Below are 20,910 nucleotides of genomic sequence, written 5' to 3'. Positions count from 1 at the left end.
TTTCGCAGTCCAGACGCCGGAGGCGCTGCGCGGCGAGCCAAGGGGCCGCGCCCGGCTCTCCGGCAGCTCCCTTGCCCCTCTGTGCAGGGGGCCGATAGCTTTGAATGCAACTTGGTACTGGAATCCCCCCAGCCCTGGGGGGGCATTTCTATCTTCGGCTCCGGGGGTGATGCCGGCGCACCAGCTCGGCCAGGCGGCGACGGGTGACGTGGGTGTACACCTGGGTGGTGGCGAGGTCGGCGTGGCCGAGCATCATCTGCACGCTCCGCAGATCCGCGCCCCCTTCCAGCAGGTGGGTGGCAAACGAGTGGCGCAGGGTGTGGGGGCTGGTGCTCGGGGGGACCCCCGCCTCCAGGCACCGCTTCTTGACCAGGTTCCACACCGACTGGCGGGACATGCGTCTTCCCAGCCGGCTCACGAACACGGCGTCGCACCGCTTCCGCCCCCTGAGGAGCCGCGGCCTTCCCCGGTCCAGGTACGCCCGCAGGGCCTCGGCCGCCCGCTCCCCCAGCGGCACCACCCGTTCCTTGCTGCCCTTGCCCACCACCCGCACGTAGCCCATGGACAGGTCCACGAACCCCAGGGTCAGGTCGCACAGTTCGGAGACCCGCAGGCCCGAGCCGTACAGGAGCTCGAGGATGGCCCGATCGCGCAGGGCCAGCGGGTCCTCCCCCCGGGGGCCTTCGACCAGGGCTGCGGCGTCTTCGGGGGACAGGGTGTGGGGCAGGGTCTTCCAGGCCTTGGGCGAGGCCAGGCGGGCGGTGGGGTCCCGGGACACCGCCCCCTCCCGGCACAGGAACCGAAAGAACCCCCGCAGGGCCGAGACCCTGCGGGCCAGGGTGCGGCCCGAAACACCCCGGCGCTTCTCAGCCCGCAGAAACCCGACCACGTCCGTGCCGGTCGCCCCCGTCAGGTCCTGCCCCAGGGTTTCCAAAAAGGTCTGGAACCGTGCCAGGTCCCGGGCGTAGGCCTCCACCGTGCGGGGGCTCAGCCCCTTCTCCACCGCCAGGTGATCGAGGAACGCGTCGAGCCACACCGTGGGGCCGGTCCGATCGGCCAAGGCCCCCTCCCGGCTCAGGCCCCGCCCGGATGGCGGCAGGGCAGCAACAGGTGGACCGCGGTACCCTTGCCCACCCGGCTCTCGATCTCCACGGTTCCCCCGTGGCGGGACACGATCCGGTGCACCATGGTGAGCCCCATGCCGGCGCCCGCGGTCTTGGTGGTGTAGAACGGGTCGAACACGTTGGCCACCTGGTCCCTCGGAATGCCCCGGCCGGTGTCGCGCACCGTGACCCGCACCTTGTCGCCCAGGTCCGCGGTCTCCACCGTGATGGTGCCGCCCGCGTCGGTGGCCTCGATGGCGTTCTCGATCAGGTTGGCCAGGGCCAGCCGGAGGTTGGGGGGATCCGCCTCCACGGCCGGCACCGGCTCGAAGGCGCGCACCAGCTCCAGCCCCGCCTCCCGGGCTTCGGGCTCGGCCTCGCGCAGCACCTCTTCGGCCAGGCTCCGAAGATCCACCTCCTGGTAGGGGGAGATCATCAGGGTCTTGAACCGGACGATGTCCTCCACCATGGACTCGAGCCGGTGGACCTCGTGAAGGATCCGCTCCGCGTAGTCCCGCAGCGGGCTGTCCTCGGGGAGCTTGTCGCGGATGCGGCGCGCGAACCCCCCGATGGCCACCATGGGGTTGCGCACCTCGTGGGCCACCCCCTCGGCCATCTGCCCCAGGGCGTCCAGCCGCTCCTCGGTGAACCGCCGCTCCTCGGTGAACCGGCGCTGGAGCAGGCTCTTCACCCGGGCCATCAGCTCCTGGGGGTTGAACGGCTTGGTGATGTAGTCGTCGGCCCCGATGTCCAGGCCCCGGATCTTGTCGGGCACCTCCCGCTTGGCCGTGAGCATGAGCACCGGGATCATCCGGGTGGCCTCGTTCCGTTTGAGCCGCTCGCACACGGCGTAGCCGTCGAGCTTGGGCATCATCACGTCGAGGATCACCAGGTCCGGGTCCTCGGCGGCCACCTTCTCCAGGGCCTCCTCGCCGTCGTAGGCCTCGCAGGTTCGATACCCCGCCGCCCGCAGGCGCTTCACGAGGAGTTCGACGTTGTCGATGTTGTCGTCCACCACCAGGATCTTCGGCGCCGTGGTCACGGTGGGCTCCCTCGAGAGGTTGGGGGCCGGGGGTCCTCGTCCCGTCCCTGCCGAAGGAACCGGGCCACGTGGTCCGGCAGGGCCCGCACGTCCACCGGCTTGGGGATGTACCCGTCGCATCCGGCCTCCAGGGCCCGCTCCCGATCCCCCACCATGGCGTAGGCCGTGATCGCCACCACCGGAACCCCGCCCATCCGGGGGTCGGCCTTGAGCCGACGGGTCGCCTCCAGGCCGTCCATGCCGCTCAGGTTGATGTCCATCAGCACCAGGTCCGGCCGCTCCCGGGCCGCCATGTCGAGGGCCTCCTCGCCAGACGCTGCCTCGGTCACCCGGTACCCCTGCCGCACCAAGACCTTCACCAGGAGCTCCCGGTTGTCCACGTTGTCTTCCACCACCAGGATCCGCGGCGCCACCTCATGCCTTCCTTTCCGGGCCCTCACGGGGCAGCCACACCGTGAACCGGCTGCCCTCGCCCACCCGGCTCGTGACCGTGATCTCCCCCCCGTGCAGCTCCATCAGCCGCTTCGCGATGCTCAACCCCAGCCCGGTGCCGCTGTAGGCCCGGGTGGTGGAGCCGTCGAGCTGTTTGAACGCCTCGAAGATGATCCCCAGGCTGTCCTCGGGGATGCCGATGCCGGTGTCCTCCACCTCCACGGCCACACCGGGCCGGCCTCGGTCGTCGGACCGCACCCGCACGACCACCCCTCCCCGGTCCGTGAACTTGATAGCATTGTTCACAAGGTTGTTCAACACTTCCCGCACCTTGTTGGGATCGGCGCGCACCCGCAGATCCCCCTCCTCCGCCTCCACCGTCAGGGACAGCCCTTTGGCCTCGGCCATGGTCCAGAGGTCTCCGGCCACCTCGTCCGCCAGGGCCTTGAGATCGAACTCGTGGAGGTCCAGCTCCATGCGACCGGCCTCGATCTTGGACAGGTCGAGGATGTCGTTGATCAGCTTCAGCAGGTGGGTGGCGTTCTTCTCCACCCGTTCCAGGCTCTGCCGCTGCTCCGGCGTCAGGGGGCCGTCCACGCCGTCGAGCACGAGCTGGGTGTAGCCCAGGATCGAGTTCATGGGCGTGCGCAGCTCGTGGCTCATGTTCGCGAGGAACTCGCTCTTGAGCCGGTCGAGCTCCTGGAGGTTGCGGTTCGCCTCCTCCAGCTCCCGGGTCCGCTCCCGGACCTTCTGCTCCAGGGTCCGGTTGAGCTCCCGGATCTCCCGGTACAGGCGGGCGTTGGCCAGGGCCAGGGCCAGCTCGGTGGCCAGGGCCTCGAACGCCTCCACGAACTTCTCGGAGAAGTACCCCTTGCGCTGGCTGCTGCCGGCCGCCAGGATGCCCAGGACCTGGTTCTCGTGCACGATGGGGGTGGCGATCAGGGAGAGCAGCCTCGGGTTCTCCAGCACCTCCAGGGGCACCGGCCGGGGGCTCAGGCCCGCGTCCGACAGAAACACCGTGCGCCGGTCGGCCATGGCCTGCACCACGTACGAGGGGCGCACCGGCCCCATGGACATCGCCTCCAGGTAGGAAGGCCGAAACCCGTGGGCCTGGGCCGGCTCCAGCCTGCCCCCGCGGACCACGAACACGGCCCGGCAATCCATGCCGAACTCGGCGCCCACCAGGTCGAGCACCGCGCGGATCGCCTCGTCCTCGTCCAGGGTGGCCGCCACGCGCTTCGAGGCCTCGAACAGGACGGCCAACTCCCGCACCCGCGCCTCCATCTCCTCCCGGCTCTCCTCCAGGCTCAGGGACACCGCCCCGAACACGTCGAAGATCTCCTCGAGGGTGGTGCCCTTCAGGTCCAGGTACCGCTGCACCACCCGGCTGGCCGCCACCGGGCCGAGGGCCCCGGCCAGGGTCCGCTCCACGTGGGCCTGGAGCTCGAGCATGCGGTCGTCGGACAGCACGGCCCGGGGGTCGTAGCCGGGTCCACCCAGGAACTCGGCCAGGCGCTGCCGGGCCTTCTCGGGCCCCAGGAACTTGGCCAGGAGCTCCTCGAACTCCCCCACGGACGGGGCCCGGGCCATCCGGAGGTCCAGACGGACCCGGGGGGAGGGGCGCATGGCGTCCACGAACTTGGGGATCTGCTCCAGCTCCGCCTGGGACGGCCGGGTCAGGAGGCTCACGGCCAGGAACGCCACGGCGTTGAACAACATCGACCAGAACAACCCGTGGCTCCACAGGTCGAGGCCCTCCAGCCCCAGGAACGCGTCGGGCCGCAGCAGCCGGATCCCTGCGGGCCCCTCGATCAGCACGGAGACCGGAATCCACCCCGCCCGGGCCAGGGACGGGGTCAGAAAGAAGTACACCCACGCCCCGAACCCGGCCAGGAGCCCGGCCGCGGCCCCCCGGGCCGTGGCCTGGCGCCAGTACAACCCCCCCAGCACGGCCGGGGCCAGCTGTGCCGCGGCCGCGAACGAGAGCAGGCCGATGTCCACCAGCATGAACCGCTCGCCCAGCAGCCGGTAGTATGCGTAGCCCAGCAGGATCACCCCCACGATGATGGCCCGCTTGCAGTGGAGCAGCAGGGGCGCGGGGCGGCGGGGCCAGCCGAGCCGGATCAGCACCGGCACGACCAGGTTGTTCAGGACCATGGTGGAGATGGCCACCGACGACACCACCACCATGCCCGTGGCCGCAGACAGGCCGCCCAGGAACGCCACCAGGGCCAGGAGGTTGTGGCCGGTACGCAGGGGGATGCGCAGCACGAAGGTGTCGGCCAGGGTGGGGCTCTGGAACAGCAGGAGCCCTCCGAAGGCGATGGGGGCCACGAACAGGTTGATCAGGAACAGGTACAGGGGGAACATCCACATGGCGTGGCGGATGTGCTCCTCGCTGCAGTTCTCCACCACCATCACGTGGAACTGGCGGGGCAGCAGCATCACGGAGCACGCCGACAGAACGAGCAGGGTGAACCAGGTGGCGTAGGACCGGGCCGGCGCCGCCCCCAGGGTCAGCAGGTGGGCGAAGAACTCGTGCTCGGAGATCCGGGCGAAGATGTCCCGGAACCCGCCGAACAGCCCCCAGGTGACGAACGCCCCGACCAACAGCAGGGCCACCAGCTTCACCACGCTCTCCAGGGCCACGGCCGCCACCATTCCCTCGTGCCGCTCCGAGGGATCAAGGCGGCGGGCCCCGAACATGCCCCCGAACACCCCGAGCACCAGGGCCACGGCAAAGGCGGTGTCCTCCAGGAACGACTCGGGGTGGCCCACCACCCGGAACGGGGCCTCGCGGGACACCTGGGTAAGGATCTCGAAGGTGCTGGAGATCGCCTTGAGCTGCAGCCCGATGTAGGGGGTGTTCCCCACCAGGATCATCACGGTGACCAGGGCGCCCAGCCACCCGCTCTTGCCGTACCGGGAGGCCACCAGGTCCGACAGGGAGGTGATGTGGTTGTCGCGGGCCACCCGGACCCACTTGCGCAGGAGGGTCCACCAGGAGAACGCGATCAGGGTGGGGCCGAGGTACACGGCGAGGAACTGGAACCCGCTGACGGTGGCCCGGCCCACGCTGCCGTAGAAGGTCCACGACGTGCAGAACACGGCCGTGGACAGGGCGTACACCAGGGGGTTGGCGATGATGCTCCGGCCCCGGTCCTTCCGGCGCTCGGCCCAATAGGCCACGCCGAACAGGAGCAGGAGATAGGCGAAGGCCACCGCGGCCACCCACCCCCAGGTGAGGGGCATCTACTTCTCCTCCTCCCCGGGGGGCTCCACCCGGCGCAGCAGCAGGGCGTAGCCGGCGATGGCGGCGATGCTCACGGCCCACCCCCCCATCAGGTACAGGAACAGAAGCGGCCACCCCCCCACCGTCACCTCCCGGTCGAAGATGCGCAGGAACGGGAAGTTGATCATGAGGGCGCCGAGCACGAACGCGATCCACCACCACTGGCGCAGGTGGGCCGCACTCCATCCTCCCTTCATGTCTCCCCCTTTGCGGTGATCTCGGTCTGGGGCCTTCGGCCCGCTGGGCGGCTGGGCTGCCAGGCGGCTAGGCGGCCGGGCGGCTCCCGGGCCGCCGGCGAAACTTCGGGGGGTATGGGGCCTGGTGGAGAGCCGGGCGTGGCCCGGCTCAGATCTCCACGAGCCCGAGCTCCCTCGGAGAGAGGGTGATCCGCTCCACCCCGGTCGCCGTGACCCGGAAGGTGTCCTCGACCCCCACGGCGCCCACCCCGGGAATCACGAACTTGGGTTCCAGCGCAAACACCATACCCTCCTCCAAGGGAACCCGGAACCCTCGGGCGAGAAACGGGGGCTCGTCCACCTCCAACCCGATGCCATGGCCCACGAAGCTCACCGGGTTGCGGTGGCCCAGGAAGGTGTCGGCGAACGGCGTGGCCTCGGCCGCCCGGCGGGCCACCCGGTACAGCTCGTCGCCCGTCGCGCCGGGCCGGGCCGTCTCGATCACGGCGTCCTGCACGGCGCAGGCGGCCTCGAACGCCTCTGCCACCTGCCGCGGGGGCCGGCCCAGGCAGAAGATGCGAGTCTGGTCGCACAGGTACCCCTGGTGGTTGCCCACCAGGTCCACGGTGACCGGCTCGCCGGGTCCGATCGCGCGGGTGCTGGGCCCCTGGGCCAGGGCCGGGCCCAGCCCTGCCCCCCCGGTGGGCGCGTCCAGGAACGAAGGCTCGGCAGCCGTGGGACCGGCCATGACGTGGCCGTAGAAGATCTCCTGGTTGAACCCGCGCATGCGCAGCAGCCCCCCGTGGCCCCTGCGCCGCAGCTCGTACTCCACCGCTGCCGCAAGCTCGATCTCGGGGATGCCCGGCCGCAGGAGCTCCGGCACCCGGGCCACGGCCTCGGCCACCACCCGGGCCGCCTCGGCGATGGCCCGGTGCTCCCACGGCGTCTTGACGGCCCGGGCCAGGGCCAAGGCGCCCGACACGTCGGCCAGGTCCACCCCCTCGAACAGCCCCTGGAACCGCCGGGCCTGGTTCACGGGCAGAACGTCCCACTCCAACCCCAGGGGCTCGGGCACGCCGCCGAGCACCTCCCGAACCCGGGCCGGCAGGTCCCGCAGGCTGGCCAGCCCTTCCACCCGGCACGGGCTTTCCCGCCGCGCCCGGTCGAGGTCCTTGCGCACGAACACCACCGGGTCTCCCCCGGCTGGGACCACCACCGCCCCGGCCTGCATGGTGCCCGAGGCCCAGTACCGGCTCGCGTTCTGCACGAGCAAGGCGCCCCCGAGCCCCTGGCGCTTCATGCCCGCCTGGAGCCGGGCCACCCGGGCCCTGATCTCCTCCAAGTAACTTCGGTCTCCGGTCATCGGTCTACGGTCCTCTGTCTGGGGCCTTCGCCCCCCCTGGCCGGCTGGGTAGCTAAGGGGCCGAGGTGCCCGGATTTTATTAACCCGGCGACAAAATAGACGCGCCTCCTCGGAGGGAGGGGCAAGGGACCTGCCTCCGGCCGGGCGCGAAGCCGGGCATTGAGATTCGCCGCGCAGGCACGGGACCGAAGAGCTGATTTCATGACAACTCGCTGGAACCCAAACCGTTTCGTGGTCCGAGCGTCAGAGGCGCTGCGCGGCGAGCTAAGGGGCCGCGCCCGGCTCTCCGACAGGTCCCTTGCCCCTCCGAGCAGGGAACGGTAGCGCTTGCTTATCCGCCGGGTTGACATCTAGTTTCTAGTCTCCAGTTTCTAGTCTCTGGTCCCCGGACGGCCCCCCGGGGGCCTGAAGGGGCTACCAGGGGGATCCGTTGCCCTGGGCTCATCGGTCCTCCTCTCCGGGCCGGGTCCGGCGTCGGAACTCCAACCGCACCGGCACCCCGGCGAATCCGAACGCATCCCGGAGCCGGTTCACCAGGAACCGGTGGTACGACTCCGAGATGCCCTCGGGAAAGCTGGTGAACGCGGCAAAGGTGGGGGGGGCCGTGCGCACCTGGGTCATGTAGTAGATCCGGGTGCGCTTGCCCGCCTTGACCGGCGGCGGCAGCTCCCTCAGGGTGGCCTCGAGGAACGCGTTGACCTGGGAGGTGGGGATCCGCCGGGTCCACTCCCGGTAGAGGGTGTCCACCAGGTCGAACACCCGATGGACCCGCTGGCCCGTGAGCGCCGACATGCTGACCACGGGCACGTGGCCGTGGGGCCCCAGCCGCCGGCGCAGCTCCGCCACGGTCCGGTCGAAGGTCTTCTCGTCCTTCTCCACCAGGTCCCACTTGTTGAGCACGATGCCCAAGGCGCGGCCCCCCTTGAGCACCAGGTTCAGGATGCGGGCGTCCTGGTCGGTGAGCCCCTCGGTGGCGTCCAGGAGCACCAGGCACACGTGGGCCCGGTCCACGGTGCGAAGGGCCCTCACCACGCTCCACCGCTCCACCCCCTTCTCCACCCGGCTGCGCCGCCGAATCCCGGCGGTGTCGATGAGCAGGTAGGGCCGGCCGTCGCGGCGGACCAGGGTGTCCACGGGGTCCCGGGTGGTGCCGGCCTCGGCGCTCACCACCACCCGCTCCTCCCCGAGGAGGCGGTTCACCAGCGAGCTCTTGCCCACGTTGGGCCGGCCCAGCACCGCCACCCGGGTCCCCTGCTCGTCGGCCTCGGGCGGTTCGGCATCCGCCTCGGGGAGCCGGTCGCGGACCTCCCCCTCGAGCTCTTCGAGCCCCCTGCCGTGCTCGGCCGACACGGGCAGCACCCGCTCGAACCCCAGGGCGTAGAACTCGGCCGCAGCGGTCTCCCAGCGGGGGCCGTCGGCCTTGTTGGCCACCAGCACCACGTCCTTGCTCCGCCGACGCAGGCCCCGGGCGATCTCCTCGTCCGCGGGCAGCACCCCCTCCCGGACGTCCGTGACGAACAGGATCAGGTCGGCCTCCTCCACGGCCAGGAGGGCCTGCCGGGTCATGCCGGCGGCCACCTCGCCAGCCGGGTCGGGGTCGAGGCCGCCCGTGTCCACCAGGGTGAACCTCCGGTCGCCCCAGTCCACGGCGGCGTACCGGCGGTCGCGGGTCACTCCGGGGACGTCCTCCACGATGGCCACCCGTTTGCCCACCAGCCGGTTGAACAGGGTGGACTTGCCCACGTTGGGCCGCCCCACGATGGCCACCAGCCTCATCGCCGCACCTCGTACCCGAACCGGCGCAGGGCCCGGGGGTCCTTGGTCCAGTTCCGGTCCACGGTCACGTGCAGATCGAGGAACACCCGGGTCCCCAGCAGCGCCTCCAGGTCCAGGCGGGCCCTCCGGCCCACCTCCTTGATCACCCGGCCGCCCTTTCCGATCACGATGGCCTTCTGGCTGGGCCGTTCCACGTGGATCGTGGCGTGGATCACCACCAGGTCCGCCTCGGGCCGCTCCTCCCACGCCTCCACCGTGACCGCCACGCTGTAGGGGATCTCCTCCCCGGTCAGCTCGAACACCTTCTCGCGCACGAACTCCTCGGCCAGGAACCGCTCGGGTCGGTCGGTGAGCTGGTCCTCGGGGTAGTAGGCCGGCCCCTCGGGCATGCGCGAGGCCAGGTCGTCGAGAATGGCCTCCACCCCCTCGCCGGTCAGGGCGGAGATCCGGTGCACCGCCACGGCCGGCACCAGGTCCTGGAACGCCTCCGTGGGGGCCGTTCGGTTGCGGTCCGCCTTGTTCACCACCAGGATCACCGGCTTCTGGGACCGGCGCAGGTGCCCGGCCAGCACCTCGTCATCCGGGTGGCGGCCCGTGGCGGCGTCCACCAGGAACAGAACCACGTCCACGTCGGGCACGCACGACAGGGCCTCGCGCACCATGTACCGATTGATGAGCTTCTGGCCGGCGTGGACGCCCGGGGTGTCGAAGAACACCATCTGCACCCCGTCTCGGGTGAGCACCCCGGCCACCCGGTTCCGGGTGGTCTGGGGCTTGGGGCTGGTGATCACGACCTTCTGCCCCAGGATCCGGTTCAGGAGCGTGGACTTGCCCACGTTGGGCCGACCCAGGATTCCAACGAACCCGGAACGGGTGACCCGGATCTCGCCGGTCTCCTCTCGTGACTCCATCGACGGTTCCTTCCCAGTGACTTCGGTCGTCGGTCGAAAGCTCGCCCCGACATCGGAGCCGGGGGGCAAGGGGCCTGGATTCGGCTAGGCGGCTCCCGAGCCTCGACTCCAAGGCCTCGGGGGCATGGGGTCTGCTGGAGAGCCGCGTGCGGCTCCTTGGCTCGCCGCGCAGCGCCTCCAACGCTCGCACCGTGAGTTCGTTCGTGCCCCACCGAACGGGCATGAAACCACCGCCGGTGCCCCGTGCCTGCGCGGCGAATCTCAACGCCCGGCTTCGCGCGCGGCCGGAAGCAGGCCCCATGCCCCGCGGTTGCCAAGGCCCCCGGCGCAACGGCCCGGATCGCGACCGGGAGGTCGCTCCTACAACAGGGGGCGGGGCGCGGCCCTGCCCGTCAGCGCTCGCCGGCCGCCTTTTCGCTCTGGGTGAGCTGGGTGCCGAGCTCGCCCGGCCGGGTTCGGTACACGAAGAAGGTGCGGGTGGCCGCGATCTTCTTGTCGTCGCGGGCCACCAGCACGATCCGGTTCGACCCCTCCTCCAGCGGCACCTCCAAGGTGACCTTCATCCGGTCGGTCCGCTCCGGGTTCCGGCGGTATACCACCTTGTCCCGCTCCCGGTAGGCGTACACGTCGCGCACGGCCGAGTCGTCCGTGATCTCCACCTCGAAGGTGACCCGATCCTTGTCCGTGCGCAGAGGCGGGGCGCCCTTTCCGAACCGAGGGGGCTCCCGCCGCTCCCGCGCGGGGAACGGCTCACCCACCCGAAACGAGAGCTCGTCGGAGAAGAAGGCCCCGTAGTCCCGGTCGGTGACGCTCACCCCGACCCGAACGTTGCCGTCCTCCTCGGCCTTCACCAGGCGGAACTCCATGGGCGCCGTCACCTCGGCCCCCGGCGCCAGCGAGTCGAACCGGTGCCGGGCCTTCTCCAGGTAAAGCTGTTCCTTCTCCTCGCCCCGGATGTTCACCTCCACGGCTCCGCTCGCACCCGATCCCCGGTTCATCACCTCGAGCACCAACTGGATCCGCTCCCCCTCCTCCATGCGGCCGTCCCCAGACCGAGCCGGCACGGCCGGGTTCTCGTCGCGCAGCCGGTACCGGTAGGCGAACTCCGGCCGGGGCACGGCCCGGATCCGGGCCGCGGCCGTCCCCACGCCCGCCTCGTCGACCCCGGGGGCGTGCAGACGCAGCGTCACCGTGTCCCACCGCTGGCGGGCCGATTTGGGCACCTCCACCTCGGCCTCGGCCTCCTTGCGTTCCCCCGGCCCCAGGCGGCCGAACACCAGGTCCAGGTTGCGCAGCAGGGGGTTGTCGGACTCGGTGCGCCCCCACACCCGGTGCACCGCCGCGGCTCCCCGGTTCTCCACCACGAACCGGATCCGGGCCTTTTCGCCGGGCACCAGCTCGGTCTCGGCAGACCCTTCCACCCGCAGCCCCTTGCCTCCGGGGCCGTCGGTCCAGTCGACGCCCAGGGCCGCCAGGGCCTCGGTGATCTTTCGGTCCTCGCTTCGCCGGACCTGGGCCAGCACGGTCTCGGCCGCGGCCAACAGGGCCTTCCGGTCCGCTCCCTCGGCCCGGGCGAGCACTTTGCGCGCCAGCCCCACCTCGAAGTCCTCGGCCAGCCGCTGAGCCTTCTCCTCCTTGGACAGCTCGGAGAACGGCCGCTGCTCCTCCTCGTCCGGCGGCAGCAGGTACTGGAGCTCGGCCCAGGGCTTTTCCGAGGCGTTCCCCCAGCTCTTGAACGCGTTCTCCAGGTCGGCCTCGGCCACGTGGGTGGGCGGCGGGCCGATGCGCATCCTCCCCGCCTCGATCCGGGCCGGATACACCACGATGTCCGGCTCGATCCCGATGGACTGGATCGACACGTCCCCCGGGGTGAGGTACTGGGCCACCGTCAGCTTGAGCGCCCCGCCGTCGGTGAGGGGATAGAGCTTCTGGACCGAGCCCTTCCCAAAGGTCTTCTGACCGATCAGCAGGGCCCGGGACGCCTTGAGGGCGCCGGACACGATCTCCGAGGCCGAGGCGCTGCCCTGGTTCACCAGCACCACCACGGGCTTTCGGGTCAGGGGCGGGTCGTCGGCCCCGGCCAGGGCCCGGGAGTTGGCGTCCTTCTCCGGACCGCGGGTGCTCACGATGGTGCCCTCGTCCAGGAACCCGTCGGAGAGCTTGATGGCCTGGTCCAGGAGCCCCCCCGGGTTGTTGCGCAGGTCGAGCACCACCCCCGTGAGGTCCGGGTAGCTCGCCTCGGCCTCTTGGATGGCCCGACGCAGCTCCTTCGTGGTGTCCTTCTGGAAGTTCTTCACCCGGGCGTACAGGACCGGCGGGCTTCCCTCGTCCTCGAGGACGTAGCTCTCCACGCTGTCCACGTGGATCACCTCGCGGGTGAAGGTGATGGCCCGGGGCTCCGGCCACCCCTCCCGGGCGATGGTGAGGGTCACCTGGGTGCCCGGCTCCCCCCGCATCTTGTTCGCCGCGGTGTCCACCGGCATGTTGATGGTGGGCTCGCCGTCGATGTAGAGGATGTGGTCACCCGAGCGGAGCCCCCCCCGCTCGGCCGGGGTGCCTTCGATCACGCTGATGATGGTCATCTCGCCATCGCGGATGCCGAACACGAACCCGATGCCCCCGAACGTGCCCCGGGTTCCGATCATGAACTCCTTGAAGCTCTTGGGGCTGAACGCCGTGGAGTGCGGATCGAGCTTGGCCAGGGCCCCGTTGAGGGCGAAGTAGTAGAGGTCTTGCTCCTCCACCTCTTCCCCCAGGTTCTGATACACGAACCGCAGCACCGTGGTCAGGACGTCGGCCGCCCTCCGGAACACGTCGGCCTGGGACAGGTCGAAGGTCTTCTCCGCCCCGCCCACCCGAACCCGAACCCGGTCCGTTCCCGCAGGCTCCACCAGCACCTCGGGGTACTGGTTCTCCAGGGCCTCGAGCGCCCCGTCCACCAGGGCCCGCGGGGACGCCCTCTCCGGCTCCACGTACTTCTTCTCCACGTAGTAGAACACCTGCTGCACGATCCGGGGGTACGGATCGCCGAACCGGTGGAAGAAGCCGGTGGCCGCGGGCGCCCGCAGGGGCAAGGCGGCCGCAGCCAGGCACAGCAGGGCGAACAGGGAGATCAGGGCTGCAGTTCGGTCACGTCTTCGCAAGCGTCATCCTCCGAGGTGGCTCGGTGTGCTCCCCCGCCGCGACCCGGGCCCGGCCAAAGCCGAAGGCCGGCCGGCGGGCCCGGCCGGGGCCGGGACGATCCAGACGCTAGCATACACGAAAATCGGGGAGGAAGCCGAGCCAGGAGGGGTCAGCCGCCCCTGCGGAGCCGGTCGAGGTGCTCGGCCCACTCCACGGGCAGCAGGTAACGCTTCTTGGTGTTGCAGTCCTTGCAGGCGGGCACCACGTTGGAACGCACCGACCGGCCCCCCCGGGCCAGCGGGACCACGTGGTCCATGGTGAGCTCGGCCGGCGGGAACCGACGGCCGCAGTAGTGGCACACCCCGGCCGCGACCCGACGCTTCCACCACTGGGTCTTCCGGAGCTCCCGGGCCTTGGCCTTCTCCCGGGCGATCTGCTCGGGCGGGGTATCGGTGAAAAAATAGTCGTCCGTCATGGGTTCCACGGAAAAGGGCGGCCCGAGGGCCGCCCTTCTGATGTCAGCAAGCACCCTGCGCCGTTACTTCTTGTGGCACTGGTTGCACTTCAGGATCTTCTTGGGGGTCTTGCCCCTCTTGTTGTGGCAGCTCCAGCAGGCCTTTTCCTTGTTGTGGGCGGCTTTCTTGAAGCTGGGCGCATCGCCCCCCTTGGCCTTGTGGCACTCGCCGCACTTGTACTTGCCCTCGGAGGCCTTGTGGTGGCACTGCTCGCACCTGGCCTCGTTCTTGTGCTTGGAGTGGTCGAAGGTCACGGCGGCCTTCTTGCCGTAGTTGGTGACCTTCAGGCCGTCGGCCGGGGCATCGGTGGCCTGGGCGGCGCCCACGGCCAGACCCAACGAGAACACGCAGGCGACGACGAACAACACGATCTTCTTCATCTGGCACTACCTCCCTTGGTTGAAGTGGCCCCACGAACCGAGCCTTCCAAAACCAAAACCGGGCGCCTGTATACCACAGGCCCCGGGGCGATCGTCAAGGACCGTGCTCACTACCCCTCGCCCCCGCCGATCCGGGCGTCCTTCTCCTCCACCTCCCGGGCCATGGCCTCCCGGAGACTCCGGAGCCGCAGGGCCAGATCCGGGTCGGCCAGGGCCAGGATCTGGCACGCCAGCACCGCCGCGTTGCGGGCCCCCGCCTTGCCGATGGCCACGGTGGCCACCGGGATGCCCGGCGGCATCTGCACCGTGGACAGCAGGGCGTCCATCCCCCTCAGCGCGCCGGCGTCCACCGGGATGCCGATCACCGGGCGGACGGTCTCTGCCGCCACCACCCCGGCCAGGTGGGCCGCCATGCCGGCGGCGCACACGAACACCTCCACCCCCTGGGCCTCGGCCTCGGCCACCAGCCGCCGGGTCCGCTCGGGGCTGCGGTGGGCCGAACTGACCCGCATGGCGTAGGGGACCTGCATCCGGTCGAGGAACTTCGCGGCCTCCTGCACCACCGGCAGGTCCGAGTCGCTCCCCATGAGGATGAGAACCTTGGGTTTCGCGGACATGATCGAAGCTGCTCCTTTAAAATCGGTTCGTCGCAGGTCGTTCGTCGTGTCAACTGCGGTGACGCGTGACGGGTGACGCGGCGGCCACCGACTCCCCGTAGCCTCCTCCTAGCCTCCTAACGTCCCAACGTCCTAACGTCCCAACGCCAACGACCGTCAGGAGGACAGATGCCGCAGGGCCTTCCGGCCGATGTCCCGCCGGAAGTGAACCCCAGGCCAGGAGATCCGGTCCACGGCCCGGTAGGCCCGCTCGATCGCGGACGGAATGTCGGAGCCCAGGGCCGTCACCCCCAGCACCCGCCCCCCGGCCGTGACCACCTTGCCGGCCTCCTGCCGGGTGCCCGCGTGGAACACCACCACGTCGTCCAGGGCTGCGGCGTCCTCCAGGCCCCGGATCTCCAGGCCTTTCTCGTAGGCCCCCGGGTACCCGCCCGACGCCATCACCACGCAGACCGCAGGCCTCGGATCCCACTCCAGGTCCACCCGGTCCAGGGTGCCGTCGACGCAGGCCTCCAGCACCGGCACCAGGTCGCCCTTCATCCGCATCACGATGGGCTGGCACTCGGGATCGCCGAACCGGCAGTTGAACTCCAGCACCTTGACCTCGTCGCCCCGGATCATGAGCCCCGCGTAGAGCACGCCCACATAGGGGGTACCCTCCCGCCCGAGCCCGTCCACCACCGGCCGGATCACCGTGTCCACGATCCGGTCGAACAGCTCGGGGCTCACCACCGGCGCCGGGCTGTAGGCCCCCATGCCGCCGGTGTTGGGCCCCTGGTCGCCGTCGAACACCGGCTTGTGATCCTGGCTGGAGGCCATGGGCAGCACGGTCCTGCCGTCGCAGAACGCCAGGAAGCTCGCCTCCTCGCCCTCCAGGCACTCCTCCACCACGATCCGGCCGCCCGCCTCGCCAAAGGCGCGGTCCACCATCATGGCGTCCACGGCCGCCAGCGCCTCCTCGACGGTCCGGGCCACGGTCACCCCCTTGCCCGCGGCCAGCCCGTCGGCCTTAACCACGATGGGCGCCCCCTGCTCCCGGATGTAGGCCCGGGCCTCGTCGGGATCCGTGAACTCCCGGTATGCGGCCGTGGGCACCCCGAAACGGTCCATCGCGGCCTTGGCGAACGCCTTGGACCCCTCGAGCCGGGCGGCCGCGGCCGTGGGCCCGAAGATCCGCAGCCCCCGCTCCCGGAACCGGTCGACGATGCCCAGGACCAGCGGGGCCTCCGGCCCCACCACCGTGAGGTCCACCCCCTCGGTCTCGGCAAAGGCCAGCAGCGAGTCCACGTCGTCCGCCGCGATCGGCACGTTCCGGGCCAGGCCGGCCGTGCCCGCGTTGCCCGGGGCGGCGAACACGGCGGTGACCCGGGGGCTCTGGGCGATCTTCCACACCAGGGCGTGTTCCCGCCCCCCTCCTCCGACCACCAGGACCTTCATCCGATCCCCCTCCCCTTGAGCCACCCGGCGATCGCCGCATCGTACTCCGAGGTGCGGCTGAACGCCTTGGCCGCCAGCTCGTACCGAAGCTCCCGGCTCACCTCGCCGGCGTTGCGGTCCATCTCGTCCAGGACCCGCGGGTAGTCGGCCGGGTCCACCACCACGGTCACGTAGCGGTGGTTCTTGGCGGCCGCCCGGATCATGCAGGGCCCCCCGATGTCGATCTGCTCCACCGCCGCCTCCAGGGTGCACCCCGGCTCGGCCACGGTCTTCTCGAACGGGTAGAGGTTCACCGCCACCAGGTCGATGGGCTCGATGCCGTGCTCGGCCATCTGCTCGCGATGCTTGGGATCGTCCCGGAGCCCCAGGATGCCCCCGTGGATCTTGGGCACCAGGGTCTTGACCCGGCCGTCCAGGATCTCGGGGAACCCCGTGTAGGCGCTGACCTCGGTGACGGGAACCCCGGCCTCCCGGAGCATCCGAGCGGTGCCGCCGGTGGACAGAATCTCCACGCCCCGGTCGGCCAGACCCCGGGCGAACTCCACCACCCCGGTCTTGTCGGACACGCTCACGATCGCTCGGCGAATCGGTGCCATCGTTCCTCCTTTTGGGCTGGAAAACTGGGATAAAGTATTGTCAGGCCCGTGCCCCCTTCCCCTTGGGGAGTACGGGGTGGGGGTCTGGTGGAGCGCCGGGTGCGGCCGTATCAGGAGACAGAATCCAGAGGGCAGTGGACAGGAGAGAATCTGCCCGAACTTCTGTCTTCTGACCTCTGGCTCCTGAATCCCAGGCCTCCACCCCGTACCCTGGCAATACGTTTGAAAGCCATTATCGCCCGGCCGCCCAGCGGGCCGAAGGCCCGAAGCTACCGAGCCAGGTTGGCGGCCGGCGAGAGCAGGTACTTCAGGTCCTCGTCCACGAACCGGATGCCGCCGCCCACGAAGTAGTCGGCCCGGCCCCGGTCGTCCAAGAAGTCGTCGGCCCCGGCCGTGACGAACAGGTGCTTCCAGAACAGCCACCGGGCCGAGGCCTTCAGGTGCACCGGGCCCTCCTCCCGGGCGAAATCGAACGCCTCCAGCGTGAGCCGCAGCCGGTCCGACCAGAGGTCCAGGTCCGCCCCCACCCCGCCGGTGGACTCGAACAGGCCGCCGCGCACGGTCAGGAACGAGAACCGCTTGCCCACCTGGGCCGAGAACTTGAAGCGGTCGTCGGTGACCGTCTTCTCCTCGCGAACCGTGTGGGTGCCGGTGTCGTCCGTCACCACCCTCTCGGTGATCTTGGTGCGGGTGTCGCCGCGGGGGTCGTCCACCAAGGCCAGGTAGTAGAACCGGTCCTGGCGGGGCTGAATGGTGAGCCCGAAGTAGCTCTTGGACTCGCCGAGCTGAGCCAGGTACTCGCCCCGGTACGACACCTCCAACCGGAACCGGTTCGCCCCGGCCACGAAGTTGGTGATCCCCTCCAGGGTCTGGTTGAGGTTCTCGTGGACGCTGTCCTCGTTCACCAGCCGGCCGATGGTGCCCTGGCCCCGGTCGATCTTGTCCGTGATGCTCCGCAGGTTCCCCAGGGTGTCGGTGAGTTCCGAGTACACCGTGTCGTCCGTCATGAGCTTGCCCAGGGTGCCCTCGCCCCGCTCGATCCGCCCCATCACCGAGCGCAGGTCCGCGAGGGTGCCCTCCAGCTCCCGGTACAACGAGTCGTCGTGGATCAACCGGCCCAGCGTCCCCTCGGGGCTGCCGGCCGCCTCGGCCAGGTCCCGGATCGAGGCGAGGGTCTCGTCCAGCCGGGCCGTGGCCCGGCGCAGGTTCGACAGGCTCGCCCGCAGGTCGTCGCGGTTCTCGGCCACCACCGCATCCAGCCGGCCCGTGAGCCGCTCCAGGTTGTCGGCGATGGCCGGGGTGCGCTCTGCCAGGGTTCGGGTGAGCCGGCGGGTGTTGGCCACGGTCTCGTCGATCCCCTCCCGGTTCGCTGCCACCAGCTCCCTGAGGTCGGCGGTGAGCCCCCTGAGGTTCGCCAGGGTCTGCCGCAGGTCCTCCCGGTTCTCCTCGATCATCGACCGGAGCCCCACGGCCGTGTCCCGCAGCCCCTCGATCATCTCCCGCAGGTTCTGCTCCCCCTCCGGCGTGCCCAGCACGTTGGCCAGCCGTTCGGTGACCCGTTTCACGTCGTCGCTCACCGAGTTGAGGCTGGTCACCAGCCGGTCCAGGTCCCCGGGGGGCACGCCGGGGGACACCTCGTCCCCGTCCTTCAGGTACCGGTTCGCCCGGCCCGGCACCAGCTCCACGTACTTCTCGCCCAGCACCCCGTGGGTCCGCAGGCTCCCCACCGTGTCCACCGGCAGCTTCACGTCGTCCCGCAGCCGCAGCACCAGCTCGGCCTGGCCCCCTTTCAGCCGGATGTCCTCCACGATCCCCACCGGGATGCCGGCCACCAGCACCTCGCCCTCCCGGGCCAGGCCCACGGCGCTCTCCAGGCGCAGGGTCACCCGGTACCCCCCACCGGATCCGAACCCCAGCCGGCCCAGCCGCAGGGCCATGTACGTGAGGAGGATCACGCCCGCCAGCACCAGAAGGCCCACCTTGGCCTCGGGGCTCATGCGCTTCATGCCCGTGCTCCGCTTGCCTTCGGCATCACTGCACCTGGATCGGGCCCTCGGCGGTCCCCCGGAGGAACTGCGCGAGGATGGGGTTCGGGTTGCGGCGGATCTCCTCGGGGGTGCCCTCCGCGATGATCCGCCCCTCGTAGAGCATGGCAATCTTGTGGGCGATCTTGAACGTGGCCCGGATGTCGTGGCTGATCACCACGTAGGTCCGGCCGGACTCCTGTTGGGTGCGCAGGATCAGGCGGTCGATGGCGTCCGCCATGATAGGGTCCAGCCCCGACGTGGGCTCGTCGAACAGCACGATCTCGGGCTCCAGGATCAGGGCCCGGGCCAGGCCGACCCGTTTGCGCATGCCCCCCGACAGCTCGGCCGGCATCTTCCCCTCGGTGCCCGGCAGCCCCACCGTGACAAGCATCTCGCTCACCCGCCGCTCGATCTCCGCCCGGTCGAGCCGGGTGTGCTCCACCAGGGGAAACGCCACGTTCTCCCCCACGGTCAGGGAGTCGAACAGGGCCCCCTCTTGGAACAGCATGCCGAACCGCCGCCGGACCTCGTTCAGGGGCCCCTTCTCCAGCCGGGTGATGTCCTGCCCGTCCACCAGGATCCGGCCCCGGTCGGGACGCATGAGGCCGATCATGTGCTTGAGGGTCACGCTCTTGCCGCCGCCGCTGCGGCCGATGATCACGGTGGTCCGGCCCCGGGGGATCTCCAGGTGGAGCCCGTCCAGGACCTTCTGGCCCCGGAACGACTTGTGGACCCCGTCGAACACGATGATCGGATCGGCCATGGCCTAGAACATGATCGCGGTGAGGAAGTAGTCGCTGATCAGGATCAGCACCGAGGCCAGCACCACGGCCTCGGTGGTGGCCTTCCCCACCCCCTGGGCCCCGCCCGTGGCGTAGAACCCCTTGTAGCATCCGACCACGGCCAGGATGAAGCCGAAGCACGCCGCCTTCACCAGGCCGTTGAGCACGTCGGCCAGCTCGACGTACTTCACCGTGTTGGCCACGTAGATCCCCGAGTTGATCCCCAGGAGCTTGACCCCCACGAAGTAGCCGCCGAGCACCCCGACGAAGTCGCTCACCACGCACAGTACGGGGACCATGGCCAGACCGGCCAGAATCCGGGGCACCACCAGATACCGGATCGGGTCCACGGCCATCACCTCGAGGGCGTCGATCTGCTCGGTCACCCGCATCGTGCCCAGCTCGGCCGCGATGGCCGACCCGGCCCGGGCCGTGACCATGAGGCTGGTGAGCACCGGCCCCAGCTCCCGTGCCATGGACAGTCCCACCGTGGTGCCCACCAGTCCCTCGGCCCCGAACTTCCGGAACCCGTAGTAGGCCTGGAGGGCCAGCACCATTCCGGTGAACGTGCCGGTGAGCACCACCACCGACACGGACCGCACCCCCACGAACTCCATCTGCCGAAACGTCTGGCGCCACCGCAGCGGAGGGGTCACCAGGGCCCGCACCGCCTCTGCCAGGAACAGGGCGTTTCGGCCCACCTCTTCGATCCGCTCCACCACCAACCGGCCGAACCACTCCAGGAACGCGATCATCGCTCAACCGTCCGGGCGGGCCGGGGCGAAACGGGTTATTTCTGACGCTGCGGCTGGAGCACCCACCGCTCCCCCACCCGGAGCCAGGTCATCCAGACCTCGGAACGCTCCGGCATCACCGAATGCCGGGGAAGCAGAACGCGCACGACCCGCACCTTGGCCAACACGCCGTCGGGCTGGGCGAAGAGCTGGTAGCTGGCCACGTCCGCGCTCACGATCTCGTACCTGGCCGCGAACTCCCACAGGCTGTCGATGTGCTCCTGGCGGTGCTCCGGGTCCACGTACCCGGCCGCCTGCTCCACGTTCTTCTCCTTGAGCAGCCGGTAGTACTCGTCCACGTCCCGGAGCAGGTCGCTGACCAGCCGCCGCTCCTCCTGGGGATCGAGCTTCGGGGGCTGCGGCTCCGGAGCGGGCTGACTCTCCTGGACCTTGGGGGGTTCGGGGGTCGGCTCGGTCGTCTTCGCGACGGGCAGCCCGGCACACCCGCCCCCCCCCAGTGCCAGCATCACGACGCACCCCACGTACCACCTTTTCATCGCGACTCCTCCTGCTGCCAACCGAACGGAACCCGCCGCCCGCCCCT

17 protein-coding genes and 1 pseudogene are annotated in these 20,910 nt (G+C 70.3%); all 18 read right to left on the bottom strand.

Translation table 11 applies throughout. From position 1 onward, the window contains the following. Nucleotides 1–148: 148 nt before the first annotated feature. Nucleotides 149–1,060 (bottom strand): site-specific tyrosine recombinase XerD, encoded by a 912-nt coding sequence (gene xerD, locus DEFCA_RS0103000; protein ID WP_245693419.1) that lies wholly within the window; start codon nucleotides 1,058–1,060, stop codon nucleotides 149–151. A 14-nt stretch (nucleotides 1,061–1,074) separates the two neighbouring features. After that, nucleotides 1,075–2,145 carry an ATP-binding response regulator gene (locus DEFCA_RS23965; RefSeq protein ID WP_025321560.1) on the bottom strand — a complete coding sequence of 357 codons (1,071 nt, stop codon included), beginning with the start codon at nucleotides 2,143–2,145 and terminating at the stop codon, nucleotides 1,075–1,077. Continuing rightward, entirely contained in the window at nucleotides 2,142–2,558 is a 417-nt protein-coding gene (locus tag DEFCA_RS0102990; RefSeq protein WP_025321559.1) for a response regulator, read from the bottom strand. The genes DEFCA_RS23965 and DEFCA_RS0102990 overlap by 4 nt, the downstream gene beginning before the upstream one ends. A gap of 1 nt (nucleotide 2,559) precedes the next feature. Beyond that, nucleotides 2,560–5,829, bottom strand: a complete 3,270-nt coding sequence (locus DEFCA_RS23960; protein WP_025321558.1) for an ATP-binding protein — start codon at nucleotides 5,827–5,829, stop codon at nucleotides 2,560–2,562. Further along, complete coding sequence (locus DEFCA_RS0102980; RefSeq protein ID WP_025321557.1) at nucleotides 5,830–6,066, bottom strand: hypothetical protein; 237 nt, start codon at nucleotides 6,064–6,066, stop codon at nucleotides 5,830–5,832. Between the two features lie 148 nt (nucleotides 6,067–6,214). Beyond that, on the bottom strand, nucleotides 6,215–7,408 hold the full coding sequence (locus DEFCA_RS0102975; RefSeq protein WP_025321556.1) for a M24 family metallopeptidase: 1,194 nt from the start codon (nucleotides 7,406–7,408) through the stop codon (nucleotides 6,215–6,217). 441 nt (nucleotides 7,409–7,849) lie between these two features. Next, nucleotides 7,850–9,184 carry a ribosome biogenesis GTPase Der gene (der, locus tag DEFCA_RS0102970; RefSeq protein WP_025321555.1) on the bottom strand — a complete coding sequence of 445 codons (1,335 nt, stop codon included), beginning with the start codon at nucleotides 9,182–9,184 and terminating at the stop codon, nucleotides 7,850–7,852. Next, nucleotides 9,181–10,095 carry a GTPase Era gene (era, locus tag DEFCA_RS0102965; RefSeq protein WP_025321554.1) on the bottom strand — a complete coding sequence of 305 codons (915 nt, stop codon included), beginning with the start codon at nucleotides 10,093–10,095 and terminating at the stop codon, nucleotides 9,181–9,183. The genes der and era overlap by 4 nt, the downstream gene beginning before the upstream one ends. Before the next feature lie 392 nt (nucleotides 10,096–10,487). Then, nucleotides 10,488–13,238 carry an MXAN_5808 family serine peptidase gene (locus tag DEFCA_RS0102960; protein ID WP_025321553.1) on the bottom strand — a complete coding sequence of 917 codons (2,751 nt, stop codon included), beginning with the start codon at nucleotides 13,236–13,238 and terminating at the stop codon, nucleotides 10,488–10,490. Nucleotides 13,239–13,387: 149 nt separating this feature from the next. Beyond that, nucleotides 13,388–13,693, bottom strand: coding sequence for an HNH endonuclease (locus DEFCA_RS0102955; RefSeq protein WP_025321552.1), 306 nt, complete (start codon nucleotides 13,691–13,693; stop codon nucleotides 13,388–13,390). 63 nt (nucleotides 13,694–13,756) lie between these two features. After that, nucleotides 13,757–14,113, bottom strand: a complete 357-nt coding sequence (locus tag DEFCA_RS19025; RefSeq protein WP_025321551.1) for a cytochrome c3 family protein — start codon at nucleotides 14,111–14,113, stop codon at nucleotides 13,757–13,759. Nucleotides 14,114–14,223: 110 nt separating this feature from the next. Beyond that, complete coding sequence (gene purE / locus DEFCA_RS0102945) at nucleotides 14,224–14,730, bottom strand: 5-(carboxyamino)imidazole ribonucleotide mutase (RefSeq protein WP_025321550.1); 507 nt, start codon at nucleotides 14,728–14,730, stop codon at nucleotides 14,224–14,226. 156 nt (nucleotides 14,731–14,886) lie between these two features. Beyond that, entirely contained in the window at nucleotides 14,887–16,167 is a 1,281-nt protein-coding gene (gene purD, locus DEFCA_RS0102940; RefSeq protein WP_025321549.1) for a phosphoribosylamine--glycine ligase, read from the bottom strand. Nucleotides 16,168–16,175: 8 nt separating this feature from the next. Further along, nucleotides 16,176–16,763: pseudogene (gene purH, locus DEFCA_RS0102935) on the bottom strand (bifunctional phosphoribosylaminoimidazolecarboxamide formyltransferase/IMP cyclohydrolase); the annotation flags it as partial. A gap of 269 nt (nucleotides 16,764–17,032) precedes the next feature. Then, the gene (locus DEFCA_RS19020) at nucleotides 17,033–18,769 is read right to left on the bottom strand and encodes an MlaD family protein (protein ID WP_025321547.1); all 1,737 of its coding nucleotides are present in this window, start codon (nucleotides 18,767–18,769) and stop codon (nucleotides 17,033–17,035) included. Between the two features lie 25 nt (nucleotides 18,770–18,794). Next, nucleotides 18,795–19,553 carry an ABC transporter ATP-binding protein gene (locus DEFCA_RS0102925; protein WP_029733459.1) on the bottom strand — a complete coding sequence of 253 codons (759 nt, stop codon included), beginning with the start codon at nucleotides 19,551–19,553 and terminating at the stop codon, nucleotides 18,795–18,797. Between the two features lie 3 nt (nucleotides 19,554–19,556). Next, nucleotides 19,557–20,327, bottom strand: coding sequence for an MlaE family ABC transporter permease (locus DEFCA_RS0102920; protein WP_025321545.1), 771 nt, complete (start codon nucleotides 20,325–20,327; stop codon nucleotides 19,557–19,559). 35 nt (nucleotides 20,328–20,362) lie between these two features. Next, entirely contained in the window at nucleotides 20,363–20,863 is a 501-nt protein-coding gene (locus DEFCA_RS19015; RefSeq protein WP_025321544.1) for a hypothetical protein, read from the bottom strand. Nucleotides 20,864–20,910: the final 47 nt, after the last annotated feature.

The organism is Deferrisoma camini S3R1 (assembly GCF_000526155.1).
In the GTDB taxonomy this organism is placed as follows: domain Bacteria; phylum Desulfobacterota; class Deferrisomatia; order Deferrisomatales; family Deferrisomataceae; genus Deferrisoma; species Deferrisoma camini.
Note: the sequence above shows the minus strand (reverse complement) of the source record. Positions and strands in the feature narration are given on the sequence as shown.

What these genes read in the sequence shown, in the direction of transcription:
- purD (WP_025321549.1), bottom strand. Translation starts at nt 16,167, where the DNA reads ATGAAGGTCCTGGTGGTCGGAGGAGGGGGGCGGGAACACGCCCTGGTG.
- DEFCA_RS23960 (WP_025321558.1), bottom strand. Translation starts at nt 5,829, where the DNA reads ATGCCCCTCACCTGGGGGTGGGTGGCCGCGGTGGCCTTCGCCTATCTC.
- DEFCA_RS0102975 (WP_025321556.1), bottom strand. Translation starts at nt 7,408, where the DNA reads ATGACCGGAGACCGAAGTTACTTGGAGGAGATCAGGGCCCGGGTGGCC.
- DEFCA_RS0102955 (WP_025321552.1), bottom strand. Translation starts at nt 13,693, where the DNA reads ATGACGGACGACTATTTTTTCACCGATACCCCGCCCGAGCAGATCGCC.
- purE (WP_025321550.1), bottom strand. Translation starts at nt 14,730, where the DNA reads ATGTCCGCGAAACCCAAGGTTCTCATCCTCATGGGGAGCGACTCGGAC.
- DEFCA_RS19015 (WP_025321544.1), bottom strand. Translation starts at nt 20,863, where the DNA reads ATGAAAAGGTGGTACGTGGGGTGCGTCGTGATGCTGGCACTGGGGGGG.
- DEFCA_RS0102920 (WP_025321545.1), bottom strand. Translation starts at nt 20,327, where the DNA reads ATGATCGCGTTCCTGGAGTGGTTCGGCCGGTTGGTGGTGGAGCGGATC.
- DEFCA_RS19025 (WP_025321551.1), bottom strand. Translation starts at nt 14,113, where the DNA reads ATGAAGAAGATCGTGTTGTTCGTCGTCGCCTGCGTGTTCTCGTTGGGT.
- der (WP_025321555.1), bottom strand. Translation starts at nt 9,184, where the DNA reads ATGAGGCTGGTGGCCATCGTGGGGCGGCCCAACGTGGGCAAGTCCACC.
- DEFCA_RS0102925 (WP_029733459.1), bottom strand. Translation starts at nt 19,553, where the DNA reads ATGGCCGATCCGATCATCGTGTTCGACGGGGTCCACAAGTCGTTCCGG.
- era (WP_025321554.1), bottom strand. Translation starts at nt 10,095, where the DNA reads ATGGAGTCACGAGAGGAGACCGGCGAGATCCGGGTCACCCGTTCCGGG.
- DEFCA_RS19020 (WP_025321547.1), bottom strand. Translation starts at nt 18,769, where the DNA reads ATGAAGCGCATGAGCCCCGAGGCCAAGGTGGGCCTTCTGGTGCTGGCG.
- DEFCA_RS0102980 (WP_025321557.1), bottom strand. Translation starts at nt 6,066, where the DNA reads ATGAAGGGAGGATGGAGTGCGGCCCACCTGCGCCAGTGGTGGTGGATC.